17 protein-coding genes and 6 pseudogenes are annotated in these 24,035 nt (G+C 59.3%); 18 read left to right on the top strand and 5 right to left on the bottom strand.

What is annotated here, in order from left to right:
- Positions 1-5: 5 nt before the first annotated feature.
- The 3 genes from F758_RS44350 to F758_RS49745 all read left to right on the top strand — a co-directional run bounded on the left by F758_RS44350 (position 6) and on the right by F758_RS49745 (position 3,636).
- Complete coding sequence (locus F758_RS44350; protein WP_024509991.1) at positions 6-395, top strand: cupredoxin domain-containing protein; 390 nt, start codon at positions 6-8, stop codon at positions 393-395.
- 25 nt (positions 396-420) lie between these two features.
- Positions 421-1,896: a hypothetical protein gene (locus F758_RS0122525; RefSeq protein WP_024509992.1), complete on the top strand. Its 1,476-nt coding sequence runs from the start codon at positions 421-423 to the stop codon at positions 1,894-1,896.
- Between the two features lie 579 nt (positions 1,897-2,475).
- A complete protein-coding gene (locus F758_RS49745; RefSeq protein ID WP_157450111.1) occupies positions 2,476-3,636 on the top strand; it encodes a hypothetical protein in 1,161 nt (386 codons plus the stop codon).
- Between the two features lie 769 nt (positions 3,637-4,405).
- Here F758_RS49745 and F758_RS0122535 read toward each other — a convergent pair.
- Complete coding sequence (locus F758_RS0122535; protein ID WP_035722765.1) at positions 4,406-6,307, bottom strand: hypothetical protein; 1,902 nt, start codon at positions 6,305-6,307, stop codon at positions 4,406-4,408.
- A 136-nt stretch (positions 6,308-6,443) separates the two neighbouring features.
- On the opposite strand from F758_RS0122535, the pseudogene F758_RS49750 reads away from it, so the two are divergent.
- From F758_RS49750 to F758_RS0122565, 8 genes and pseudogenes are all read left to right on the top strand, one after another.
- Positions 6,444-6,599, top strand: a pseudogene (locus F758_RS49750) (IS701 family transposase); the annotation flags it as partial.
- Positions 6,600-6,812: 213 nt separating this feature from the next.
- Positions 6,813-7,151, top strand: a pseudogene (locus tag F758_RS0122540) (sigma factor-like helix-turn-helix DNA-binding protein); the annotation flags it as partial.
- 157 nt (positions 7,152-7,308) lie between these two features.
- Positions 7,309-8,499, top strand: coding sequence for a tyrosine-type recombinase/integrase (locus tag F758_RS0122545; RefSeq protein WP_245286558.1), 1,191 nt, complete (start codon positions 7,309-7,311; stop codon positions 8,497-8,499).
- Complete coding sequence (locus F758_RS0122550) at positions 8,496-9,440, top strand: tyrosine-type recombinase/integrase (protein ID WP_024509997.1); 945 nt, start codon at positions 8,496-8,498, stop codon at positions 9,438-9,440. Before F758_RS0122545 ends, F758_RS0122550 begins: the two co-directional genes overlap by 4 nt.
- Complete coding sequence (locus F758_RS50905; protein WP_198026541.1) at positions 9,430-9,924, top strand: tyrosine-type recombinase/integrase; 495 nt, start codon at positions 9,430-9,432, stop codon at positions 9,922-9,924. The genes F758_RS0122550 and F758_RS50905 overlap by 11 nt, the downstream gene beginning before the upstream one ends.
- Before the next feature lie 10 nt (positions 9,925-9,934).
- Complete coding sequence (locus tag F758_RS50910; protein WP_198026542.1) at positions 9,935-10,426, top strand: tyrosine-type recombinase/integrase; 492 nt, start codon at positions 9,935-9,937, stop codon at positions 10,424-10,426.
- Between the two features lie 127 nt (positions 10,427-10,553).
- Positions 10,554-11,753, top strand: a pseudogene (gene istA, locus F758_RS0122560) (IS21 family transposase); the annotation flags it as partial.
- Positions 11,754-11,764: 11 nt separating this feature from the next.
- Positions 11,765-12,088, top strand: a pseudogene (locus tag F758_RS0122565) (ATP-binding protein); the annotation flags it as partial.
- Between the two features lie 34 nt (positions 12,089-12,122).
- Here F758_RS0122565 and F758_RS0122570 read toward each other — a convergent pair.
- From F758_RS0122570 to F758_RS53330, 3 genes and pseudogenes are all read right to left on the bottom strand, one after another.
- Positions 12,123-14,189, bottom strand: a complete 2,067-nt coding sequence (locus tag F758_RS0122570; RefSeq protein WP_245286554.1) for a recombinase family protein — start codon at positions 14,187-14,189, stop codon at positions 12,123-12,125.
- Positions 14,173-14,367, bottom strand: coding sequence for a hypothetical protein (locus F758_RS0122575; RefSeq protein ID WP_024510001.1), 195 nt, complete (start codon positions 14,365-14,367; stop codon positions 14,173-14,175). The genes F758_RS0122570 and F758_RS0122575 overlap by 17 nt, the downstream gene beginning before the upstream one ends.
- Before the next feature lie 61 nt (positions 14,368-14,428).
- Positions 14,429-14,641 (bottom strand): annotated as a pseudogene (locus F758_RS53330) (DUF5372 family protein); the annotation flags it as partial.
- A 38-nt stretch (positions 14,642-14,679) separates the two neighbouring features.
- Between F758_RS53330 and F758_RS44360 the strand changes: the two are divergent.
- Positions 14,680-15,117, top strand: a pseudogene (locus F758_RS44360) (ATP-binding protein); the annotation flags it as partial.
- A gap of 637 nt (positions 15,118-15,754) precedes the next feature.
- Entirely contained in the window at positions 15,755-16,522 is a 768-nt protein-coding gene (locus tag F758_RS0122585) for a class I SAM-dependent methyltransferase (RefSeq protein WP_024510002.1), read from the top strand.
- A 140-nt stretch (positions 16,523-16,662) separates the two neighbouring features.
- Here the strand turns inward: F758_RS0122585 and F758_RS0122590 are convergent, their stop codons facing one another.
- On the bottom strand, positions 16,663-17,499 hold the full coding sequence (locus F758_RS0122590) for a class I SAM-dependent methyltransferase (RefSeq protein ID WP_084305585.1): 837 nt from the start codon (positions 17,497-17,499) through the stop codon (positions 16,663-16,665).
- Between the two features lie 983 nt (positions 17,500-18,482).
- Between F758_RS0122590 and F758_RS0122595 the strand changes: the two genes are divergently transcribed.
- The 5 genes from F758_RS0122595 to F758_RS0122620 all read left to right on the top strand — a co-directional run bounded on the left by F758_RS0122595 (position 18,483) and on the right by F758_RS0122620 (position 23,867).
- Entirely contained in the window at positions 18,483-19,661 is a 1,179-nt protein-coding gene (locus tag F758_RS0122595; protein WP_024510004.1) for an ABC transporter ATP-binding protein, read from the top strand.
- Positions 19,658-20,632, top strand: coding sequence for a carbohydrate ABC transporter permease (locus F758_RS0122600; RefSeq protein WP_024510005.1), 975 nt, complete (start codon positions 19,658-19,660; stop codon positions 20,630-20,632). Before F758_RS0122595 ends, F758_RS0122600 begins: the two co-directional genes overlap by 4 nt.
- Positions 20,629-21,477: a carbohydrate ABC transporter permease gene (locus F758_RS0122605; protein WP_024510006.1), complete on the top strand. Its 849-nt coding sequence runs from the start codon at positions 20,629-20,631 to the stop codon at positions 21,475-21,477. Before F758_RS0122600 ends, F758_RS0122605 begins: the two co-directional genes overlap by 4 nt.
- A 316-nt stretch (positions 21,478-21,793) precedes the next feature.
- Positions 21,794-22,210 carry a hypothetical protein gene (locus F758_RS49755; RefSeq protein WP_157450112.1) on the top strand — a complete coding sequence of 139 codons (417 nt, stop codon included), beginning with the start codon at positions 21,794-21,796 and terminating at the stop codon, positions 22,208-22,210.
- Positions 22,211-22,589: 379 nt separating this feature from the next.
- Positions 22,590-23,867, top strand: coding sequence for an extracellular solute-binding protein (locus F758_RS0122620; protein ID WP_024510009.1), 1,278 nt, complete (start codon positions 22,590-22,592; stop codon positions 23,865-23,867).
- Positions 23,868-24,035: the final 168 nt, after the last annotated feature.

Raw genomic sequence — 24,035 nt, forward strand, 5'->3', positions numbered from 1 at the left:
TTCTCATGAAAATTCACCGCCGCGCCTTTATGGAGATGGCCGCAAGCGTCGGTGTCAGCGTCGCCTCGCCCGCGCTGGCCCAAGGTAAGACCGTCGAGGTCTCCATGAAAAACAGTCCCAGGGGAGTGTTCGTGCCCACGACCGTAAATATCAGCGTGGGAGACACCGTGAAGTGGACCAACCCCGGCGTCATCACACATTCGGTCACCTTCGATCCCGCCCAGGCGGACACGGCTTCCAATGTCGTATTGCCGGTGGGCGTGGCGCCGTTCGATTCCGGCAACATGGAGGAGAGCGCTACCTTCAGCCACACCTTCACGGTGAAGGGCACGTACAAATATGTCTGCAAATTTCACGAAGCGATGGGGATGGTTGGAACAGTCGTCGTTTCCTAAAGTGAACCGTTGGAAGGAGTACGTCATGGTACTGAAAAAACGTCTCATCATTTGTCCGGCGGTCGTGGCGCTGATCGGCAGCACCGCCTCATCCGCCAAGGCGGATCCCTGGACCCGCGGCTTTGTGGTGAGCGCTTATGGATATGCCTTCCGCTATGGCGGTCGCCCCGGTTTCACACGCGGCGCGGAAATCGCACCGGGCGTGGACTGTCCGCATGGCAGCACCATTCATTTCGCCAATCCTGACCAGACCAGGATCACGCTAGCACGCCAGAAATGGCGCTCGCCGCAGGAGATCGAATGGGTCATCGCGCCCCCTGGGCTGGACCAGGTTCGGGAGCCGGGGCAGGTGAGGCAAGACATTTTGGGCCGCGCCATTTCTTATCGGGGCTACAAGCGCGGCATCGAAACTTACGTTAATCCATGGGCCGCCGACGACCCGGGGCAGCCGGAGGTAACCAGCCGCATCGCCGATGGCTTTAATCTGGACGGCCAGATTGGGCCTAATGATTTTGTCAGTCCGGATGGCGAGAAGGGTATCGACAACGCTCTCTACCGCGCCTGGGGCTGCGATGCGCCGTGGCGCGGCAACGGCGACGCGACGTTCGATCTGCGGGTCAGCGATAAGATGCAGTTCGGCCTCTTTACCATGGTTTTGCGCATCTCCGGCAACCAGGGCCCCATGAATGACACGGACGCCACGGTCGAGATCGGCTATTCGCCCGACAAGATTGTGAAAGACGCTCGTGGGGGCATCGCGGCGGATTATTCCTATCGTATTCTGAAATCAGATCAGTACACCAAGCTGAAAGCCAAGATCAAAAACGGGGTGGTGGAGACGGAACAGGTGGAGCATCTGCACACCCCACGCATTGCATGGAACTATAATCAGACCGGCGACGCCAATTTCACGAAAGGTAGGATCCGCCTGAATATCGACGCCGATGGCCTAAGGGGCACAGGTCTGATCGGCGGCTACCGCAGTTGGCGTGATCTTTATGCCGAGGCCACTTTCTGGGGAAATGCCGGCGGGCAAGACACCGTGTACCATGAGGATCATGTGGCGCTCTACTTTGCCCTGCGCCGCAATGCCGATGGCATGTATAACGAGAAGACCGGCCAATATGACGGCATCTCCACTGCTTACCGTATCAAGATGTCTTCGGCTTTTGTGGTCGACGCCGACAAGCCGGCGGACATTCCGATAAAGGCTTATGACCTGTGGCAAAGGAACGCCTTTGAGGCCATCAAAGCCAACACCATCAGGGGCGTCGAGTCTCGCACTCCTCAGGATGTCCCGCCGAGCGGCAATGAAGCCTCCTATCCTCGTCTCGAAAGACGCATCAAAGATCTTCCCAGCAGGGACTTCTTCCTTAGGGCGCTGGATCGTCCTCACTATCCGGACGGCGTGGGCATGGACGAGAGCGGCAACCCGATCGACGACCAAGGCAACCCTATCGATAAACGCGGCAACAAGCTTGACGAGCAGGATATCCAGTAAGGCCGCGGCGGGAAACCATCGCGACGAATTCGAGGGCAAATCTTGACAAGTGTAACGTGGCAACTCGACTTGCGGCGCAACCGCGGACTCGAGGTGGTGCTCCTTTCTGTCATCACGCTCCTTCGGAATGCCTATTGGGTACGTATTCTGGGGGCCAATGACTGTGGACGTCGGCACGATCGGATCCCGCTGTCGTACTGGAATCCAGCCCCTCGGTACCGAGCTTGGAGGCGGCGCAGCGTACACCGGCCGCGGTCGAATTGGGAGAAACGGGCGTGCTTCGCGTGCTAACCTATCCTGGATCCCGCTGCCACCGCAAATCCACTTCTGCCTGGCCCGATGAGGATCTTAAAGCGTTCCGGGCCGTATACCGACTACTACCTTTACGCCGAGAGCGTAAGCGTCTTCGAGCGGTTCATCTCGGGGCACAAGTCTCGCAAGCCCAACCGGTGGGGCAAATCCTCACTCCCGAGTTACCTTGGCGCGTGCCGATCACGGTTCTTCACACGAAAGTCGCGTGCACGTTCATCTGTCGGCGCTCCCGAGGTCTTGCGCGCAGGGGAGACGGGCTGATGATCTTTGCTGAAGACCTTTAGTGTTGAACCGAGAACCGGCGTACGACGCGCCCTCCACGCCGCCAAAAAACGAAATGAGATAATGAACACTAGTTCAAAACAGCACGAGCCAGACGCCCTGCTGCCATCGGAGTTTCTAACAGAAGCTTGCGGCGTTCCTGCCATCGCATATTTCCGCGCGGGCTTGCCAGGTTCTCCCATTATCGTGGGTCTTCCTGGGGGCGGGCATCTGGCAAGGGTATTTTATGGTCACCCGGGCAGCAGCGCGGAAGACTTTCTCGACCGTTGGCTAGAAGGGCACGGCCTGGGCCTCATCGCCCTTTCCTATCCGTCCGATCATCGCGCCTTTCGGCGCCGCCTACCCAATCTGACAGTGACGGACTGGGGAAACGCTGCCGCGGCCACAATTGCAGAAATTATCCGCACGCGAGGTTTGCACGGACCAATTGTGCCTGTCGGATGGAGCATGGCTGGCCGCCACTGTCGAGCATTCAATATTGCTGCGCGCCGCTTGGGCCTTGAGATTCCCGGGTTTATCGCAGTCTCAGCAACTCCGCCATTGCCCTGTATGGTTCGCGCGAAACCGGAAGGAGAGCGGTTTACGCCGGAGGGCTTTTGGAAAACCGGGAATGATGACGCAGGACTTTCTGTCCGCAACAAATCCTTTCTCTACGACATCAATTGGAGGGGGACGGAGATCATCGACGCTGCCTCATACGCGGCGTACTACATCGTTAACACTCCGATCCGGCTGCGGGGGGAGCCCAACCAGCGAAGAGGCCTTGAACGCAACTCCCTGGTGGACACAATCTCTGACCTTGGAACTTTCTCCTATATCGAATATCCCTTCACAGGCGTGATCGCGCCCACGCGCACAAGTGACGCGCGGCACGCACTCACCGATCAGGCGACGTGGGGGTTCTTGAACAGCCAGAAGCTTTTCTGCGAATATTCTGCTGCCAATCCGATGTCCGCGCCCGGGGCTTGGGACCAACTGCGAAACTTGGCGGTGCAGCTCCCGAGCCACCTTTGTCGTTATGTCGAGGGCGGCCACTTCTTCTTCATCGGACGCGAAGGTGCCGCACAAACCGCATCGCATATTGCAGATCTGTGCAAGAAGCTTGAGGATTTGCAAGTCACGATTGCGCAGCTCCTGAGACAATAAGGGAGCTTTCGATAAGCGGAGGAATCCAAGAGTAGTTGATAGTTTTCGTTTTGAGAGGCAGAGCCTTTCCCGTTTGGAGAGTCCGCCGAGAAACGCAAACTCAGGGCCTTGGCGGAAAACAATGCGCTCGTCAAAAGGATCGCGTGAACCCTGAACCGAAGCGTCCCCTCGACAGGGACACGCCAAGCTCGGCATAGTCCTCACCGACGAAGGAGCGTGAGCCTTCATTGAACCCGCGGAGGACTTTCTACTCACGGATCAACCCTAACCTTCGCTAAGTCATGACGTCGATTCCGCCGAGGATGCGGGTCTCTGCGCCATCTAGATGAACCGTAATCTTCGGGGCGTGGAGAACTTCGAGGAAATTTTCGCAAGCGCGCGATCAAGGATGTACCTAGCTGGTCAATGGCTCCACAGCGCTCGCGCTGAGCTAGCCCCGACTATGGGACTCGTCGGCTCGGCGCGCAGGCATTGCGGCGCGAGCCGCGCCGCGGCAGATCGATGGTGTCGAACTGGCGATTTCGCTTGGATTTTATGTCGCTTCGGTTGAGCCGATCGGCAATTACGCGTTGCGCCTGTCGTTCTCCGAGGGAACATGACCGAGGCATCAATCCTTGGTCGTCTTTGCGCGAACCCGCCGATTTCGCCGATCTCACCGAAATCGGTCTCTTGCCCTGACCTCTGCCACCTATCTCGATCGTGGGTTTGGGCCGACGATGAGTTTCCTCAGTTACTCGGCTTCCGAGACCACCCACCGGTGTCGCAGCTTTCACGATGGCCTCCATTTCTCGCTAGTCGCCCGTTGTTGCCTGGCTTCACGGCAGGATTGTTCCGCCAGCGCGGCGGGGCGTACGGGCTTGAGCAAAGACTGCCTGTAAGCATCCGGATCATCCTCGTCATTGATGGGGGCTTCGAACGTAGCCACGGCTACGTAGTTCGCCTCGCGGGCTCCAAAGGAGGCCATTACACTGGCTTGATCAAGATGGTGGGGGCCCTCTGGCTCGATCAGTACCCACGCTTTCGCCAGATCGGCGCAGTTCTCAAGTCCGAGCGCTTCCACCGCGGCTGCGTTACTGCCAGGATATGGCACGACCGGCCATGGTTGACCATAATGCGCTGCGTTACTCTCCCATTGCCCGACCAGCCATGGTAGACCAAGCGCTCGCGCTTCGAGCACAAACAGCAGGCCCGGCGAGCTGCCTGAGAGATCGACCACCGGGGTACCGACTTCGAGACCGGCCGCGCGAGCTTGGGTTCTGGCCGTGGCGAGATAGTCGCGGAACGATTGCGAAACCACCAATTTTGCACCGCCCGGCATCGGGGTGACAGCGGTATAACCGCTCAGATTTTTCGTCTGACCCCACGGCCTGAGGATGGCAGCATTGATCACTGATGCAGTAAGCAACTGTGACAGCACCGTCAGGGGCAGTAGGGTGACGACGCTGCGTCCCTGTTGCGCAAGAGGACTCAGGAAGGCGACGACTGCGAGCATCCAGAACAAGGCGACCTTCGCACCGGCGAACCAGTAGTTGAGACCGGAGCCCAGCGCGAACACGTGCGGCAGCATCAAAAAGGTGAGCGCTAGTACGACGCTGGCTGGAGTTTGGGAGCGCAGAACCAATCCCTCACGATAGAACGTTGCGCCAAGGCATATGAAGACCGGAACTAGGAACAGGGTCGAGAGCTCGATGCTGATCGGATCGGCGCTGATCGGATCGACCCCCAAAAGCGCAATCACTATTGTTACAATCAACGCCGCGGCGATAGCAAGCGATGGGAGCAACTTGTGCGTAGACTCTATGAGAATGCTGAGCAGAAGGGCTATCGCCGCTAACAGAGCGATAGTGAGTTGCCCGCGATTGATGGCGAGATAATCGATCCGAAACATGAAAGATACCTCGTGCCGGGCACCCAACAGGACTTCCAAATCAGCACTGTTGATCATACGTGTCACCAGGCCGGTGATGCCGCCGTCGATCGCATAGGCGGTAACGATCAGCAGAGCGAGAGCGACGAGGGCTGCGCCGAGCATGGGCAGCAGCCACTTTCGGCGTAAAACAACGACATAGAACGCAACGAGGAGGGCACTGGCCGCAGCGGTGGTCGGCTTGGCCATGAAGCAGAACCAACCGCCAACGCCGACCAGGATCCACCCGATAACTTGGTAGTCGCGGCCTGGCCGATCTCCTAACAGCAAGCCAATCATTACCATCAAGAGCGATTGATATGCCAGTGTGTTGTAATTGGGGGTGCGCGCCGACAAGAGGTGAAAGGCAACTAATGCTAGGCTGGCGATCCCTGCCGACAGTACCGCCGCATGCGGCCAGCCCACTGTCCAAAGGCGCCGGATCACAAGAAAGCTGAGAATCCAGCCGAGCGCCATGGTGAGCGTAACGTTCTCCATGCGGAGCACTGCGATGTCGCCACCCGCCCACCGATATGGCCAGTGATAGACAAAGCCAAAGAGCGACGGCGGACTGTTGATTGCGTAGGCGAATGGGTTCGCGATGGAGTTAAGGTAGAAACCTTCGGAGCTGAGACGAAGACCGTAATTGCTGTAATATACCAGCCGTGCGAAAAGGATCGCGGTGGTTACGGCAGAGAGTGGCAGCAAAATCAGATCGAGCAAAACTGGCAACGTCCCTTTGCCAAAGCAGTTATCTTTTGACATAGGCCGGTCCTATCAGCTTCGTAGGCGAGGCTCATTTCTTTAGAAATAAACCTCGAGACACTTCTACGTGACCTGAACGCCGTAATCTCCTCTAAGATTTGATAGAGCACGCCGATCGAAGAGATGGACGTGAAGCCAAACGACCAAAGACGAGCTCCGTCTTGATCACAACGAAACCCACTCCTGGCATGGCTGGCATCGCCATGTCTCACTGGCTCTGCCTGCTCTCGCCATAATAGCCGTCATCTGCTCTCCCGGAAATCCGCTGGTCGATTCAGGAAATCAGGCGTAGCTGGTGATTCCGAGGGAAGTCGCCCCCTGAAACCGAAATGATGTCGCCCCTCATTCCGAGATAATCTCGCCCCCCTGTTCCGATCAATTGTCGCCCCCCGTTCCGAGATGATGTCGCCCCCTGGCGACGGATCCGGCGGGACCGCTGGCAGCGCGTAGAGTGCCTCCTTTTGCCTGAAAGGAAGGGGGCTTCATGCCGGCGGAGAGGGTAGCGATGCGGAAGGTGCGGGAGATTTTGCGGCTCAAGCTCGGCGTGGGGTTATCGCACAAGGCGATCGCACGGAGCCTTGGGATCGCACCTTCGACCGTGCGGTTGACGTTGGAGCGCGCCGGCGCTGCCGGGTTCTCCTGGCCGCTACCGGATGATGCGACCGATGCGATCCTGGAGGCGACGCTCTATGGCCGCGCCGGCACGAAGCAGGGCTATCGGCATCGCGCCGAGCCCGATTGGGCGGTGATCCATCGCGAGCTGAAGAAAAAGCACGTCACGCTCGCGATCCTCTGGGAGGAGTACATCGCCCAGAATCCAGACGGCTATCGCTACAGCCGTTATGTTGCGGCCAGATTTATGTTGTGCAAGGAGGGATAATTGCGGGGAGCGTGAGCGCTGTGGGCATTGTTCACGCAACATAATTTGACGTCTGGGTAGCGAGCCATTTGTCCAATGGAGGCTCGCTATGGATCAGACGATTTATTCCATCCCCTTGACCGTGCCCCAGCGTGATGACGCGCCATTCACCGACGAGCGGTACCGGTACCTTCGCCACTGTGCAGAAGCCGGCGCGACCGCAGCTTCTCTCAGAATCAAGCGGAACGAGCTGTTGCGGATTGCCGCATATCTCGGTCCAGACGCTTCGGAGGGCATCGATATCGAGGCGCTCCAACGGATCGCGACCGAGCGCCTGCGCCTGACGGGGGCTGTCACCGCAGCACGAAGAGTGGTCGACATCGGACGACCTTGGCTTCGATTTCTCGGTTGGTGGCGTGAACCAACCGTCGTGTTTCAGTACCAGAGCCAACTCGACCAGTATGTGACATGGATGCGCAATGAGCGCGGTTTCACGCCATCGACGGTGGAGCAATGGAGTCGGATGATCGGCAGGTTCCTACGCTGGTGTGATCAGACAAACCGGCAACTTAGGGACCTGCAGCCTGCGGACGTTGACGCCTATTTCGTAACCCAGGCGACGGGACGATGGTCCCGCGTTTCGGTGGCCAGCACAGCCTCTGCCTTGCGGGGATTTCTGCGCTATGCGGCAAAGCGGGGAATGTGTACGGACCGCTTAGCGGCCTCGATTTGCCGGCCTCGGCTCTATCGTCAGGAATCGCTGCCGTATGCCCCAGGTTGGTGCGACGTGCAGCGCATGTTGGCCGACGCCGAGACCGACAACTCCCGGGACATCCGTGATCGTGCGATCTTGCTGCTGCTTGCGGTCTACGGGATGCGCAGCGGCGAGGTGGCGGCATTGCGCCTCGATCAGATCGACTGGGCCGGTGGGATGCTCCGGCTTTTCCGCCTGAAGCGCCGCCAGCCGCAAATCTACCCGCTGGTCTCCTCTGCGGCTGAGGCGCTCGCCCGCTACATCGACACGGTGCGGCCGTCATCATCGTGCGCGGAAGTATTCCTCCGCATGCAAGCGCCTCGCCGGCCGCTGAAGGCAGGGAGCATCTATGATGTCGCCAACCGCAGATTTGTTGCACTTGGAATCAACGCTGCCCATCGCGGTGGCCATGCGTTGCGCCACGCTTGCGCCTCCCGGCTTCTGGCCGAAGGTCTGTCGATAAAGGAGATCGGGGACCATTTGGGACATCGCAGCGCGGCGTCAACCAGCATCTACGCCAAGGTGAACATGCAGGCGCTTCGCGAAGTCGGAGCGTTCGACCTGGGAGGCCTCCAATGATGCTGACCCATGTTGTCGACGCCTATCTGGCCAAGCAGCGATCACTGGGGGCGCGTTTCGAGTCCGCTGAGGTTCTGCTCCGCAGGTTCTGCCGAGCGATGGGCAATCGAGATATCGGCGAAGTCGCCCCAGAGGCAGTAGCCGAGTTCCTCCAAGGCAAAGGATCGCTCAGTGCCACCTGGATGCTGCGATATAGGGTTTTGAGCGGCCTTTATAGATTCGCCGTCAGTCGCGGGTACGTGGCATCCTCCCCACTGCCGACAACGTTTCCAAAGCTGCCGCCGCAACAAACGCCCTATGTTTATTCCACGGAAGAACTGCGCCGCTTATTGGACGCGACCTCGATTCTGACGGTTGGGCATAGCCCTCACGTGCCAGCTATGTACCGTACGCTCCTCTTGTTGCTGTACGGAAGTGGCATGCGCATTGGCGAAGCGCTTCGTTTGGTCTTGCAAGACGTGGATCTGACTGATCAGGTCATCACTGTCCGTGACACGAAGTTCTTCAAAACGCGCCTCGTGCCAATCGGACCAAAGCTCAACCAGGAACTGGTCGAGTACGTCGAGCGCCGTCGCCGGCTCCCTTTGCCGCGCGGGCAAGAATCTCCATTATTCACTACGCGCGGCAGTCGACCGTGGCACTATGTGCGGGTCATCTCCTGGTTTCAGCATGTCCGCCGAGCCGCCGGAATCAGTTGCCCTGTCGGCGAGCCTCGACCTCCACGGCTGCACGATATTCGCCACACAGCCGCGGTGCACCGGGTGATCGCATGGTATCGCTCCGGCCAGGAGGTGCAGCAACTGCTTCCGCAACTTGCAACCTACCTTGGCCACATCGATATCCGTTCAACCCAGCGCTATTTGCAGATGACGCCGGATCTCCTCCATGCGGCCAGCGAGCGCTTTGCTCTGTACGCGATCGAGGCCGACCATGAAGGATAAGAGCCTGCTTGGTCCGTGGATCCGGCGGTGTTTGCTGGAACATCTGGTCGCCGAGCGCAATCTTTCCCGCAACACCCAAGCCAGCTACCGCGACACGCTGACATTGTTGCTGCCGTTTGCCAGCAAGCAGGGAGGCTGCGCCATTGATCGCATGACCGTGGAAGAGTTGATGCCGGAGGTCGTCCGCAAGTTCCTGGACCACCTGGAGCGCGATCGCCAGTGCAGCGAGGTGACCCGCAACCAACGGCTGGCGACCATCCATTCACTGGCGCGCTTCATCGGCACGCGTTCACCGGTTCACCTCGCCTGGTGTTCCGAGATACGGGCGGTGCCATTCAAGAAGACGGCTAAGACCGCAATCGGATATCTCGAAAAGGCCGAGATGGACGCGTTGCTAAACCAACCTGATAGACGCACGAGTCTCGGCGTACGCGACCACGCCCTGCTGCTTTTCCCTATACAACAGCGGTGCTCGCGCCGATGAGGCAGCAAAATTGACGGTCGGCAATCTCCAACTGGGTGGGTCCCCGTCAGTGCGACTTCACGGCAGGGGAAACAAGGTCAGAATCTGTCCATTGTGGTCAACGACGGCAACTTCGTTGACTCGTCTTGTAGCCGACCGGAACAAAAGTGAAGCGGTCTTTCTCGGACGGACGAACCAGCCTTTGACGCGCTTCGGAATATACCGTCTCGTGACGCAATATGCCGCTATGGCAGGCGAAACGGTGCCGACGTTGGCGACGAAGCGCGTGAGCCCACATACGATTCGGCACACAACGGCCGTGCACCTGCTGCGCGCCGGCGTCGACATCAACACGATCCGGGCTTGGCTGGGCCACGTATCATTAGACACCACGCACATCTATGCTGAAGTCGACCTGGAGATGAAAGCAGAGGCGTTAGCCAGGGTCGACATCAGCAGCCTGAGGCCGCCGCCTCGGCAACCCTCTCTCCCGTCATTGATGGCATTCCTGAAGACCCTGTAGGCCGAAAGGTTACACTCTTATGTTGCGGAGCGAGCCGAGGAGGTTGGCGAAATCCTTGGCTCACTCTAGCAGCGACAACATAAATCTGGCCGCAACATAACGACTGATATGTAATCGTGAACATATCAGCCGATTCTGCGATCTCTACCGCAGCTGGGAGGGCCGGCTGTCGGTCACGATGCGTCAGAGCCATGCGGGTGGCGAGAAGCTGTTCGTGGATTACGCCGGCGACACCGTGCCGGTGATCGTCGATCGGCTTTCGGGCGAGACCCGGCCGGCGCAAATCTTCGTCGCGGTGATGGGCGCCTCAAGCTTCACTTACGCCAAGGCCGCCTGGACGCAGGGCCTCTGCGATTGGCTTTCCGCTCACGTCGGCGCGCTCGAGGCGATCGGCGGCGCCCCGAGGCTCCTGGTCCCCGACAATGCCAAGGTGGCGGTGATCAAGGCCTGTCACTTCGATCCTGTGGTCAACCGCAGCTATGCTGAGATGGCGGCCCACTATGACATGGCGGTTCTCCCGGCACGGCCGCGAAAGCCAAAGGACAAGGCCAAAGTGGAGGCCGCGGTGCTGATCGTCGAGCGCTGGCTTCTGGGCCGGCTGCGGCATCGTACTTTCTACAGCCTCGCCGAGTTGAACCAGGCCATCGCCGAGCTCCTCCATGATCTGAACGAGGTCCGACCCATCCGCCGGCTCGGAGTCACGCGGCGCCAACTGCTCGAGGAGTTGGACCGGCCCTTTCTGCGGCCGCTGCCCGCCGAGCCCTATGTCTTCGCCGAATGGCGGGCGCGCCGGGTCGGCATCGATTACCATGTCGACATCGACCACCACTTCTACTCCGTGCCGCATCGCTTCGCCCGCCAGCCGGTCGAGGCGAGGATCACCGCGCGGACGGTGGAAATCTTCTTCAAGGGCGAGCGCATCGCCGCGCATCAGCGCATGAGCGGCAACCGCAAGCACACGACCATCCCCGAGCACATGCCGTCGAGCCACAGGCGTTATGCCGACTGGACCGTTGCGCGAATCCGACGCGAGGCGGCGGCGATCGGTCCTTCAACTGCCGTCCTGTGCGATCTGATCCTGGAATATCGGCCGCATCCCGAACAAGGCTTCAGAGCCTGCCTCGGCATTGTCCGCCTGGCGCGGCCCTTCGGTGCCCAGCGCCTTGAAGCCGCGGCCACACGGGCGATCGAGATCGGCGCCAGGACCTACGGTTCGGTCAAATCCATCCTCGACAACAATCTTGATCGCCAGGCGCCGCGCCAGCGCGCCGCCGAGGAGCCGGCGATCCTTCATCCCAATATCCGCGGCGCGCGCTACTACAACTGAAGGACCTCCCCATGCTCACCCATCCCACGCTCGATCAGCTCGACCTCCTCGGCCTTGCCGGCATGGCCAGCGCCTTTACCGAGATCGAAGCCTCGGGCGAGGCCGCGGCCATGAGCCACGCCGAGTGGCTCGGGCTTCTGCTCGACCGAGAGATCACCCATCGCTATGACCGAAAGCTGCTGCGGCGGCTGCGCTATGCCCGTCTGCGTCACCAGGCCGCCATTGAAGACGTCGATTACCGCGCCGCGCGTGGCCTCGATCGCGGACTCTTCCAGAAGCTCGCCGAAGGCAGCTGGATCGACGCGCACGACAATCTGATCATCACCGGTCCAACCGAGCCCGCTTCATAATGCTCACCTGTTCATGTCGTTAGAGTTCCAGCACTTTTTGCAGCGGATCGCCAGACGGCGGACGCCGCAGACGCCGGGCGGTCGCAGCGCTCTTCACATCGGCACGTTCCAGATCGGCCGCCTTGATGATCCACGGTGCGCCCTTACAGAGCTGATTCGCCGCGAGCTGGTCATCCTTGATCAGGCGGCGCACCGTGGACGGGCTGACGGACAGGACTGCAGCGGCCTCGTCGAGCGTGACCTCGCCGCGCTCCCGTCGCTCGCCCTCTCGGTAGGTCGCAATCGCATTGTGACTGCGCAGGCTGCATACGCGTGACTGTGTCCAGCCGTTGCCGCGCCCTGTAGTCTTGCCGGCGCGATTGAGCACCGAAGCGATCGCCTTGTCCGGCATCTGTCGCGCCAGTACACGCACCAGATCGACAGTCTCGCCCGCCGCGCTCCAGCGATGTTGCCCTGTGCGGTTCTTCCTGACCTTGAGCGCGGAGTGGTCGCCGCCGTGCCAGCGTATCACGAGATCGAGCGCGTTGTCCTCGACGCGGACGATGATCTCATCAATCAGTGTTCGCACGATCCGCTTCCTGGTCTCCGGCGCCACACCCGGCCTGGTCCAGGCCAGCTGCAGATCGGCGCCGAGCGTCATCAGCCGCTCGCGATCGGCCGGCGTCAGTTCTGTCGCGGGTGAGGCCGTCAGCCCTTCCAGCTCGGTCTCCAGATTGCGGACGATGCCTAGCCGCTCGTTCCATCGCTTCTCCAACTCGGCGGCAACGAGGCGGTTGTCGGGATCGACGGCATCATATTGACGCCGCGCACGGCCGACCTCGTAGCGGGCCTGCTCGAGCGCCAGCTCCACCTGCCGCCGTTTGTCCTCGCTGGCACGGCTGCGCACCGCCTGCGCCGCGAGTGCAGCCTCGATTCCGAGCGGTTGCAGGCGCTCGATAACCTCGGTGCCGACTTCGCGATCGATCCGCATGCTGCCGAATGAGATGCAGCGATCGCCACCGTGATTAATGAAGCCGCCTTGGCAGTGATAGCGGCCGGTGTTGCCGTCCTTGCCGGAGTAGGCGACATGCAGCTTGCGCCCGCAATGGCCGCAGCGCAGCAGGCCGGCCAGCAGCGCCTCGCCCCGGCGTAATGCACCGCGGCTCATCGGGTTCTTGCCATTGGCATTGTCCGCGATCAAGCTGAGGTTCCTCTCGTAATCCACCCAGCTCAGATAACCCTCGTGGTGATTCGAGATCAATACCTCCCAGTCTTTGCGTTCCTTCTTGAAGCCGCGAACGACCTTCTTGCGGCCGGCCTCGATGCTGACGCGGCTGCCCGTGCGTCCGAATGCATAGGCGCCGGCGTAGATCGGGTTGGTCAGGATGTGCAGGACCGTGTTGTAAACTGGCGGCTTCCACTCGATCACGCGCCCTTCCGCACCGTAGGTGACGGCAGGCAACGGGATGCGCTCGTGCCTGAGCCACAGGTGCACCTGACGCACCGACTGCATCTCGGTAAACTTCGCGAACACGAGCGTGATGGCTTGCGCAATGCGCCGATCCGGATCCTTCGCGATGCTGTTGTTGCCGACCCGCACGTAGCCGATGGCAACCGTCATGAACAGTTCACCGCGGCGCGCTTTCTGCTTTAAGGCTTCCAGCGAGCGCTGTCGCAGCACCGACAGCTCCATCTCGCTCATGGTACCCTTCATGCCGAGCAGCAGGCGATCGTTGGGATGACGCGGATCGTAGACGCCGTCCTCGTCGGCAATCAGCGTACCCACGAGACCGCAGAACTCCAGTAATGTGTGCCAGTCACGGCCGTTGCGAGCCAGGCGCGACGCCTCAATCGAGACAACGGCGCCGACACGCCCGTCGCAGATGGCAGCCAGCAACTTCTCGAAGCCCGGCCGCGCAACGCCGCCGCCGGAGCGGCCAAGATCGTCGTCGATGATGACGACATCGCTCCAGCCGAGCTGCCGCGCCCGATCGGCAAGTCCATATTGACGGCGCTTGCTTTCCAGATTGTTGGCGACCTGATCGGCTGTCGACTGACGGATGTAGATGACGGCCTGACGGGCGAGGTGCTCAGGCGTGATCTTCATCAGCGACCTCCCTTGCCTTGTCGCCGGCCGCGTGCGTCGCGACGCCGTCGTCGGCGAGGGCCTCGACCAGCATGCGCTCGATCAGGTTGACAAGCAGAGGCTTCTGCGTGTTCGAAATGTCCGACATCTTTTGATCGACTTCGAACAGGTCTCGCTGCCGGCTCGGTCGTGGTCGCATGATCGCCTCCTTCGTGCGGGGCCGATTCCCCTTCAGACGAGGCTAGAAGCGCATCGAGCCGGACGCGCAGCTCGATGAGCCTATCGACAGATAAACAAGGGGAGCCGGTGACTGCTGGGGAGCGTGCTGTCTCCTCGCTCATCCATGCCGGGATCAGGGCGAGCGTGCCGTCGGGCTGAACCACGACCAGATGGTCCTCACCGGCGAAACGCTTGCGGTGCTCGACCTGCACCATCTGCCCGGCCCGTGGATGGAACGGATAGAAGATCCGCACCTCGAATGCCGGACACCCGGCATTGTGACGCTGATTCGACAGGCGTCGGCAAAAGCTGGCTCGCCTCGGCCTTGGGCCACAAGGCCTGCCGCGATGACCGCTCCGTTCTCTACCAGCGAGTACCGAAGCTCTTCGGTGATCTTCAATTGGCCCGCGGCGATGGCCGCTATGGTCGCCTCTTCCGCGCCCTAGCCGGCGTCCAGCTGCTCATCCTGGACGATTGGGGACTTGAGCCGCTCACCGCAGAGGCACGTCACGATCTGCTTGAGATTCTCGAAGAGCGCTACGCTCGCCGTTCCACCATCGTCACCAGCCAGTTGCCGGTCGATAAATGGCACGAGGTGATCGGCAATCCCACTTATGCCGATGCCGTCCTCGACCGTCTCGTCCACAACGCCCAGCGCGTCGAGCTTGCCGGCGAGTCCTTGCGCCGCAAGCGCCCCCAAAGATCAGCCGCGTCCAAGGCCGAACCGTAAGGGCTGTGGGTATGACGCTTGTCCTGGAGGACAAGCTTGGACAACGCTGCGCGTTGCCCACATACCCACAGCACAGCAGCAATCAAAGAGATCAGATCAACAGGACGATTGACGAAAGCCGGCTCAGCGCCAACAATCCCATCGCCAGCGGCACCGACCCAGGGGCGACATCATGTCGGAATCCCGGGGCGAGATTATCTCGGTACGCAGGGGCGACTTCCTCGGAATCCGCAGCGTAGCAACAAGGCTTGCCCAGCGACGCATCTCGCACGCACACATACTCGCTTGGTCCTCGCGGCGCACATCTCATCAAGTCAACGCCCGCAGAGCCCATCTCGAGAGAAAATTCCAACTGTAGTGATAGAAGCTGATAAAAAAAGTCTCGCGGTCTATTGTCTTAAACCAGGTCCACCCAGGGCAATCAGGCAGATCATGGTCTCCAAAGCCCCGTGAATGGAGCCGTCATCTACAAGAATGAGCTCGTAGCTTTCGCCGACCGCAGTGGCCGCACTAACACACCCACGCCAAATCGGGCTTTCAAACTCACCCCTCAAGTGTGGTAGGGGACGCCGCCTTTACGGTTTACTAATGCGGATCTATTCCTTGCAGCGCAAACTGTGCGCGATGCAGGTATCCTATGATTGATGAAACAAGCGTCTCCGATCATCGCCAAATCGGCAGCGAGTTTTCGGATATTGAGTTCGATGAAGACTTTCCGCCTGGCTATGAGCGACACTATTGGCATCGCGCTCGGACCGCCATTGTGAAGAGCTATGTCCACGCGTTTTGTGGTCCCCTCGATACGCTACTCGACATCGGCGCTGCTCGGGGGCATTACGTTAGCGTCCTGCGGAAAGCCGGGTTCGACGCGTACGGCTGCGATCTGGGCGACCCATGGGTTCACGAAGAGGCGAAACCGTTTGTCTTTCCGAAGACTGATTTCGCCGATATCGATAAGGAGCTGCGCGATCGAGTGACCACGGTTCTGCTCTTGGATGTGCTTGAGCACATCGAGCACCCTGCTACATTCATCGATGCAATTTTCGGTGCCCTTCCGGCTCTGTGTTCCCTGATCATTACGGTGCCAGCACGGCAAGAGCTGTGGTCGAACTATGATGAACATTACCGGCATTTCCTGCGCTACGATGTCACTGAACTTCGCAAATTGGCGCTCCGGACGCGCCTTTCGATCAAATCCTATAGGTACTTCTTTCACGGTTTATATGTGCCGGCCTTATTAATGAAGAAGCTGGGTATGAAGCGTGAGACTGCGTTTGGCGCGCCAAAAGCAACCTGGTTGCACGGACTGCTAGGAGCTGCATTTTGGATAGAAAGCCAACTTTTGCCGAAGAATATCTACGGCACATCACTGATCTGCGCTTGCGCCAAAGATCCTCCGATCTGAGAACGCAGGCGCGCCCATCGGCCGACTACAGATGTGTCGGTCACAAGACGACATGGCGCGACCAAGAGGTTGTCATAGCAGCACCCTATAGCGCTCCTAAGACCGACATTCTCGACAATGTGGAAAAACGGTTCGTTATCTTACTGGAATGATGCGACCGTCAACTCAGTGACAAAAGGGATGATGAGAAACCCATCGGTACCCAAGTGAGCCCTGATAACATTTCGAAGCTCGTTTAGGACGCTCTCCTCGCCGTGTCGCTCGATTGCCCGCTGCACGACGGTATTAGTGACGGCCAATTCCACAAATTCGTCCCCCGATAACGTGCTCTCCCATGTCCAAGTCATGAATTTGACGAAATGCACATCCTGGCGAGCTTCAAGTTCTTTCGCATAGTTTACGGGGCTGAAGCCACCATTCGCGTTGCCAAGGGTGCCACGCGTATATATCGGCAAAATCGATTCCAGGAACGTCTCGTACGAAGAAAGAAACTCGTTTCCGATATACCTTCGCTTGTTCATAAGGAGTCCAAGAACTCCATCTGACTTCAATACTCGCTTTGCTTCGCCGTAAAATAGCATCCTATTAAACCAATTGGCAGATGTGGCGGCGGTGACTAGGTCGCAGGTCGCATCGCCCAGTGGCAACTCTTCCGCCACTCCATCCATATAACGAACGTTCCCTGGGTCGTCCGAAGCAGCTTCGGCCACAACCCGCAACGGTACGGTCGGCTCGATTCCGATCACATCTCCACGCGGACCGACAAGCTTCGCGATCTGCCTCGTAAATATTCCCGTTCCGCAGCCGACATCTGCAATGCGATATAACTCCTCTCTCGACTGCGATCTGCCTCGGGCTATACAGTCCACGAGGTGCGTTATCGCATTGGCGTGATATCGCGGTCGCGAGCGGTCATATGTTTCTGCAACGAGGCCAAAATATTCGCGTTTTTCGCGAAACCGTTCAATGTTCGTCATCACTTCCTCTTCTCCATTCTCCGTCTGCGCGCTCCCCCGTTGGCTCGTGATCCGAATCGAGGATCGCTCCGCTCTATCCCTAAGTGCTGCGTACGTTCGTTGAGGCAGCCCTAGCGCCTCGGAGAGTTCTTCGGCGCTCGACTGTATTATGGAGGCCTCGGCGCCGGAGGCAAAACTTGGTGCATGCCACTCTGTGCTTGTGCGTGTTTGAACGGTCGACGTTTATGAGGAATAGGGACGTGCTTCTCTCATCTGGATCAACTACTAGCGCTGGTAGCTGACGGGAACGCAAACTGTTTGCATCCCGCTAGATGGCGCAAAGAGGCTGGCTGCCGCCTCGCCCCCCGGCGCAAGTGTTTCCCCGACGATCCCGCTTCTTCTTCTCACGCGGTCCAGTTGTGCAGTAGCTCCGCCCGCGACGGGCCGGAAGCCACTGAACTGCAACCGTAATAACTTCGAATTGTTGCTATCGGACGTATGTTCGCTCACTTGAACTTATGCGAAAAAATCACCAAGATTTTCTGTCAACCCAAACATCGTCCGCTACGTGGGGCGGCCGACACGCGTACGTGGCACTGCCAGCGTCATCGCATTCGGGCTGAAGCCAAGGCGCCCTTTAGGTACTGTGATCTGGTCGGGCGTTGGTTCGTCGTGTGCGTAGCTGGCGGGCATCCCAACAAACGAGTTCCGTAGAGGTGAGTGCATGCTCGGCACCGAACTCTGGATAATGACGATGCTCTTTGCTGCGGAGGGACGCTCTGTTCTCGGGCCATCTCCACCAACGCGCGCTCTGCATTTCCTGCCTCGGAACGTTATAGTTCATCGCAAAATACGGTAGCCTGCATCAAACTATTCGATGAACGTCATCCAACTGTAGCAATTCAGGTCTCTTAAGATGCGGGCAGCTAGTGAACGCGCCCAAACGAGATAGGCGATCTCGTTCCCGTGCTCCGCAAAGGGGCACGACATGTGAAGTCAAGGCCATGGCATCCCTATTCATTGACAGCATCCGAAAGAATTACGGGCCCACGTCGGTCTTGCGCGGTGTTTCGCTGTCGATAGCAGATGGTGAGTTCCTGACGCTGTTGGGGCCGTCGGGGTGTGGGAAGTCGACGTTGTTGCGTATTCTGGCGGGGCTCGAGGTGCAGGACGCGGGTTCGATTTCCATCGGCGGGCGCACCGTTGATGAACTGCGCCCGAAGCGGCGAGACGTCGCCATGGTGTTTCAGTCGTACGCGCTCTATCCGCATATGACAGTTGCTTCCAATATGGCGCTGCCACTTCGGATGCGCAGGCTCTCGGCGATCCAGAGGCTTCCTCTTCTCGGCCGTCTCCTGCCAGGCACCGCGCGGATCGCTGCCGAAGTTGATATAGAGGTCACCCGAACAGCTAATTCCCTCGGAATCGGTCACCTGCTAGCCCGCAAACCCGTGCAGCTCTCCGGGGGCCAGCGCCAGCGTGTAGCGGTCGCGCGTGCGATGGTGCGGCATCCGGCTGTTTTCCTGATGGACGAGCCGCTCTCCAATCTCGACGCTAAGCTGCGCGTGCAAATGCGCGCCGAGATCAAAGAATTGCACCAGCGACTAGGGTGCACTTTCGTCTATGTTACGCATGACCAGGCCGAGGCCATGACATTGTCGGATAGAGTGGCAGTGATGCTTGATGGCCAGTTGTTGCAGGTCGCTGCCCCGCAGGACATCTATGCCGATCCTGCCGACCGGCGCGTCGCCGAATTCATCGGTTCGCCCAAAATCAACATGCTGGATTGCGTGGTGCGCGAACGCGGCTCAATCGATGTGGCCGGGTCGACGCTTGCGATCGACGCCGAAGTGCTGCCCGGCGTACCTCTCACACTTGGCATTCGTCCGGAGGCTTTGCATCCCGCGGACCACGGTGGGCAGGGTGCGTTAACCGGCTCCGTCCTCTCGATTGAGCATATGGGGTCCGATCTCTTCGTCCATCTCGATTTGGCGGGTGTCGATGATCCGCTGATCGTCAGGCTACCGGCCGATCGAGCGTCTCATATCGCCCCCGGCCAGACTTTGCATGTTGGCGTCAGGCCAGATCGCGTGCTTCTCTTTGGCCGTGATGGGCAGCGTTTGCGCCGCGAAGTGGAGTCCGGCCGGGCATCGGTAACGCCGATCCGAGAGATCGCTCGATGAGCGAACCTCTTGCTCATTCCAGCGTCTCCGATAAGCGCTCCCGGACCGGTGGCGTTAGAACGTTCCCATCGCCAACCGCTTCACCGGCCCGCAGGCGGGCCTCCACGGAAGCTCTGGCGGCATGGACGCTCGCCGGGCCAGCAGTCTTCTTTCTCTTCGTCCTGTTCTTCCTACCGGGTATCGGCGTCTTCGTCATTGCGCTCACCGACTGGCAGTTCGGGGCGCGTTCTCTTTCCTTCGTTGGCTTTGCAAACTTTGGCGAGGTTTTCGCTGACGCTGGGTTCAGGGCCTCGCTGGTCAACACAATCACCTACGTTTTGATCATCGTGCCAGGCACAGTCGTTCTCGGTCTTTTGATCGCTCTCCTCATCGAGAGCGGGCGGAGCTTGCGCGCTTTCTATCGCGCCATCCACTTTCTACCTTTCATGGCGACGCTTACGGCCATGGCGGTCGCGTGGGAGGCCCTGCTGCATCCCACGATCGGTCTCGTCAACCTGACGCTTGTCGCCATCGGCCTGCCGACCGCCAACTGGCTGGGCGATGAGAATACGGCTCTCCCGGTGCTGGCCGTCATCGGTATCTGGCAGAACCTCGGCTACGCCATGGTGTTGTTTCTCGCCGGTCTCAAGAGCATCCCGCAGGATCTATACGATGCTGCCGATGTTGACGGCGCTGACATTTGGCTCGACCGGCTGCGCACCGTCACCTTGCCTATGCTCGGGCCAGTCTCTATGTTCGTTGTCATCGTCGTGGCGGTCAGAGCGTTCGAGTCCTTCGACACCGTGAAGGTGCTGACCCAGGGCGGCCCCGGCCACGCCTCCGAAGCGCTGCTCTACACGCTCTATCGGGAGAGCTTCGAGTATCTGCACGCCGGATATGGTGCTGCGATCGCTGTCGTTTTTCTCGCCATCGTGGTGACCCTTACGCTCGTTCAGGCCCGCGTCGTGGACAGAAAGGTGCATTACCAATGAGTGGCAGCAACTCTACCGTTCGCCTGGCGCCGGCCGCGGCCATTCTTCGACATACCGTGCTGCTCGTCTCCGGCGCGCTTGTTCTAGTGCCCTTCGTGTGGATGGTGTCGCTGTCGCTCAAGCCGCCAGGCGAGATCTTCCGCGCGTCCTTCTCCTTCTGGCCCGCGGAATTCCATGGCGTCGAGAACTATACCAATGCGCTGACCGAAGCGCCGCTGCCACGCTATATGGCCAATGGCTTGATCGTCTGCGCTCTGATCTTGGTATTGCAGATCCTCATCTGCGTCCCATGCGCTTATGCGCTCGCCAAGCTACGGTTTCCCGGCCGTGACCTGCTCTTCGGGATGGTGCTGGTTGGACTGCTGTTGCCACACCAGGTTCTCTCGCTGCCGCTATTCATCCTCGGCTACCAGCTCGGCATCCTCAACACCTATGCAGCACTTGTCTTCCCCTATGTCGTCTCGCCCTTCGGCATCTTCCTGTTCCGGCAGTTCTTCAAAACTATTCCCGACGATGTGGTGCACGCCGCTCGCCTTGACGGTCTCTCTGAACTCGCGATCGTCTGGAAGATCATGCTGCCGATCGCGCTGCCGGCCCTCATCGCCTTTTCTATTTTCTCGGTGGTCGGCCACTGGAACGACCTGTTCTGGCCGCTGATCGCGGTGCGCGACCAATCACTGATGCCGCCGCCGCTCGGCATCATGGCATTCAAGAACGAGGAAGCTGGCAGCGATTACGGGACATTAATGGCCGCCTCAACGCTGGTTGTAGCTCCGCTGCTCATAGCATTCCTGGCCGCACAGAAGTGGTTTCTCGAGGGAATGACGGGCGGTGCGGTGAAGTGACGCGGTTCCGATATTCGCGCCGAAACTTCCTGCCCGCTTCCGAACACATTTTGTATTCGGGCCTCTGGTTTGGGTTTCAGATGACGCGCTAAATGCCTTCCTGCAAGACAGCCAAGTCATCCATGTCGATATGTTGTCCAGTTCTAAGATGCCGAACTTCACTCATGCAATGGAACGTTAGATCATAGTACGGGGTTCGAAATACCTGATGTATTCGCGCCTCCGCCCCCGCGAGGACGGTGTGGTCATATTCGTTCGCGGAGGTGGGCATCGTGGCAGAATCAGTTATGGCCATCACGGGGCCGACGAGACGTGTTTGCTCGATTTCTGGTTAGCGCGGCAAAAACTTAGTTTGATCGCCTTATCTCATGCAGAGCGGCAGGATGTGATTGCCGGATGGAGTGTTGCCCGGGCCAAGCGTCAATCACATCTGCGCGGCTGTGTGCCGACGAAACATGCCTCCACACTGCTTCATCTCTCTCGCTGCAACCCTCCGCTGCCAGCGATGGTCGAGACACTTTTCGAACACGAGCGCCGAACGGTGGATGCCTTTTGGCAGCCAACCGATAGGTCTGATTTCAACGGCCTCTTGAGGAAAGAGCGCTGGTATCAGGATCAGAATGGACAATTGGTCGACCAGGGAAGCTATGAGCATTATTTGCAGGGTACTGGAATCGCGGTGCGCGGCGAGCCGCGTTCAAACGATGCCAACCGACCTTGGCAAGGCAGTTGAAGCGACGGCGACGTTCCAGTGGTCACCGCACTGTCCGATCTGCACCTGCATCACGCCGTATGGTAAGAGTGACGCTCACCATGCCATGCGACGTCGGGCTACGGGGAAGCATCCCGAGTCGGGCCATAACCTCGCGCATGCATCGCACCGATACTGTCACACGCTTGTCGAGGATCGATGGAATACGTTTCGGCGGACCCTCCATAGCATGCCGATGCGCCTTCAGCGACGTGCGTCAGGAGGGCATTTCATCTTTGTCGGGCGCACTACGCCGCGACAAACGGCCGAGCATATCCATGATCTCACCGGTTAGATGAAAGATATATTCAGGCAATTTCCATAAGTCGCTCCACAAAACGCATCATAACGGGCTCAAGCAATGTCGCTCAAACGTCGTGAGTTCCTTAGAATTGCATGCGCGCTCCCGCTCGTCTCTCTGGCTGAGCGCGCTTTCGCGCTTGATAGCCCAGCTGTTCAGGTCAGCGTTACGCCGTCGATCTTCAGGACAATGTTCGATCAACTGATAACTCGCTATGATCAAGTTCACCCTGCAATGAAGGCCGCGATCCGCGAAACGAACCCGGACCAGATTGCGCAAATGCAATCAACGCTTCGGCAAGCCCTGATCAACGACCTGCCGGATGTGTCCTTCCAGGGGTTTGCCTATCTCGCCACACTCAAGGAACAGGGCGTCATTCAACCAATCAAGGAGCTAGTCTCCGATAGCGGGCTTGCGGAACTCGGCATTTCAGGTCCAGTGGTGGAGGCCTGTCGTATCGGTCCGGACGCTTATGGGCTGGCTGTGGGGCTATCCTTCCCAGTGCTTTTCATCAATGCCACACTCGCCGAACGGGCGGGATTTGCTGAGAATGACATACCCACTGACTGGAATGGCATCATGGAGATGGTTCGCAAACTTGCGGCGCTTGGTTCGGACGTGCAGGGCGGATATTTCCAATACCAGGCAGATAGCAACTGGACGTGGGTTGCCCTTGTTGAAGCCGCCGGTGGCAGGATGCTGGATGATAACGGCGCGATCGCCTTCACAGGGGATGAGGGCAAGAGATCTCTCGAGATCCTGGCAGAGTTCGGCCGGGTCGGTCAGGCGCGCTACGATGTGAACCGGGAGCAGGCTCGCACGTTGTTCAATGGAGGGCAGCTTGGAATGATCCTTGATTCCAGCAGCAGTGCGGCGGCGTTTCACTCCGCTGTTGCGAGTAGGTTCAAGGTCATTGCCGTTCCGTTACCTGTGTCGCATCCTCGTGGTCGCATTCCCGCAGCAGGTGTCGCGGCCGTTCTTCACGCCAAGGATCCGCCGCGACGGTGGGCATCTTGGCAGTTCATGAAGTATTGCGCGGCGCCCGAAGGGCAAACAATTGTGGGCAAAACTACGGGTTACGTTCCGGCGAATAGAATCGCACTGGAGACCCCTGGAATGCTTGGGGAATGGTACGCTGGTCGGCCAATCTACAAAGCCGGTCTAGCCTCGGTCGCGTATGCAGCTCCGTGGTTCATCTTCCCCGGCAAGGATTCGGCACGGGTCAGTAACGAGATCACGGAGAGCCTCCGTCAGGTGGTTATGCTACAAAAGACACCGGAAGAGGCGATGCGGGACATCGTCAAGACTGTGAAGCGCTTCGTTCCTGGCGCGGGATAGTCACATCCCAAGACGCGTCATTTTTCTGGAACTCGATATTCAACTATTCGAGGTTCCATTGCCAGCGACCCATCTCCTATTCTTTGTGATATGAACGTGCAGAATGCATCTTTGATCGTGGACATGACGCGGTCGCTTCCGCCCGTCGCTCCCTCCTTCAACTCGGCG

The organism is Bradyrhizobium sp. ARR65 (assembly GCF_000472385.1).
Taxonomy (GTDB): Bacteria; Pseudomonadota; Alphaproteobacteria; order Rhizobiales; family Xanthobacteraceae; genus Bradyrhizobium.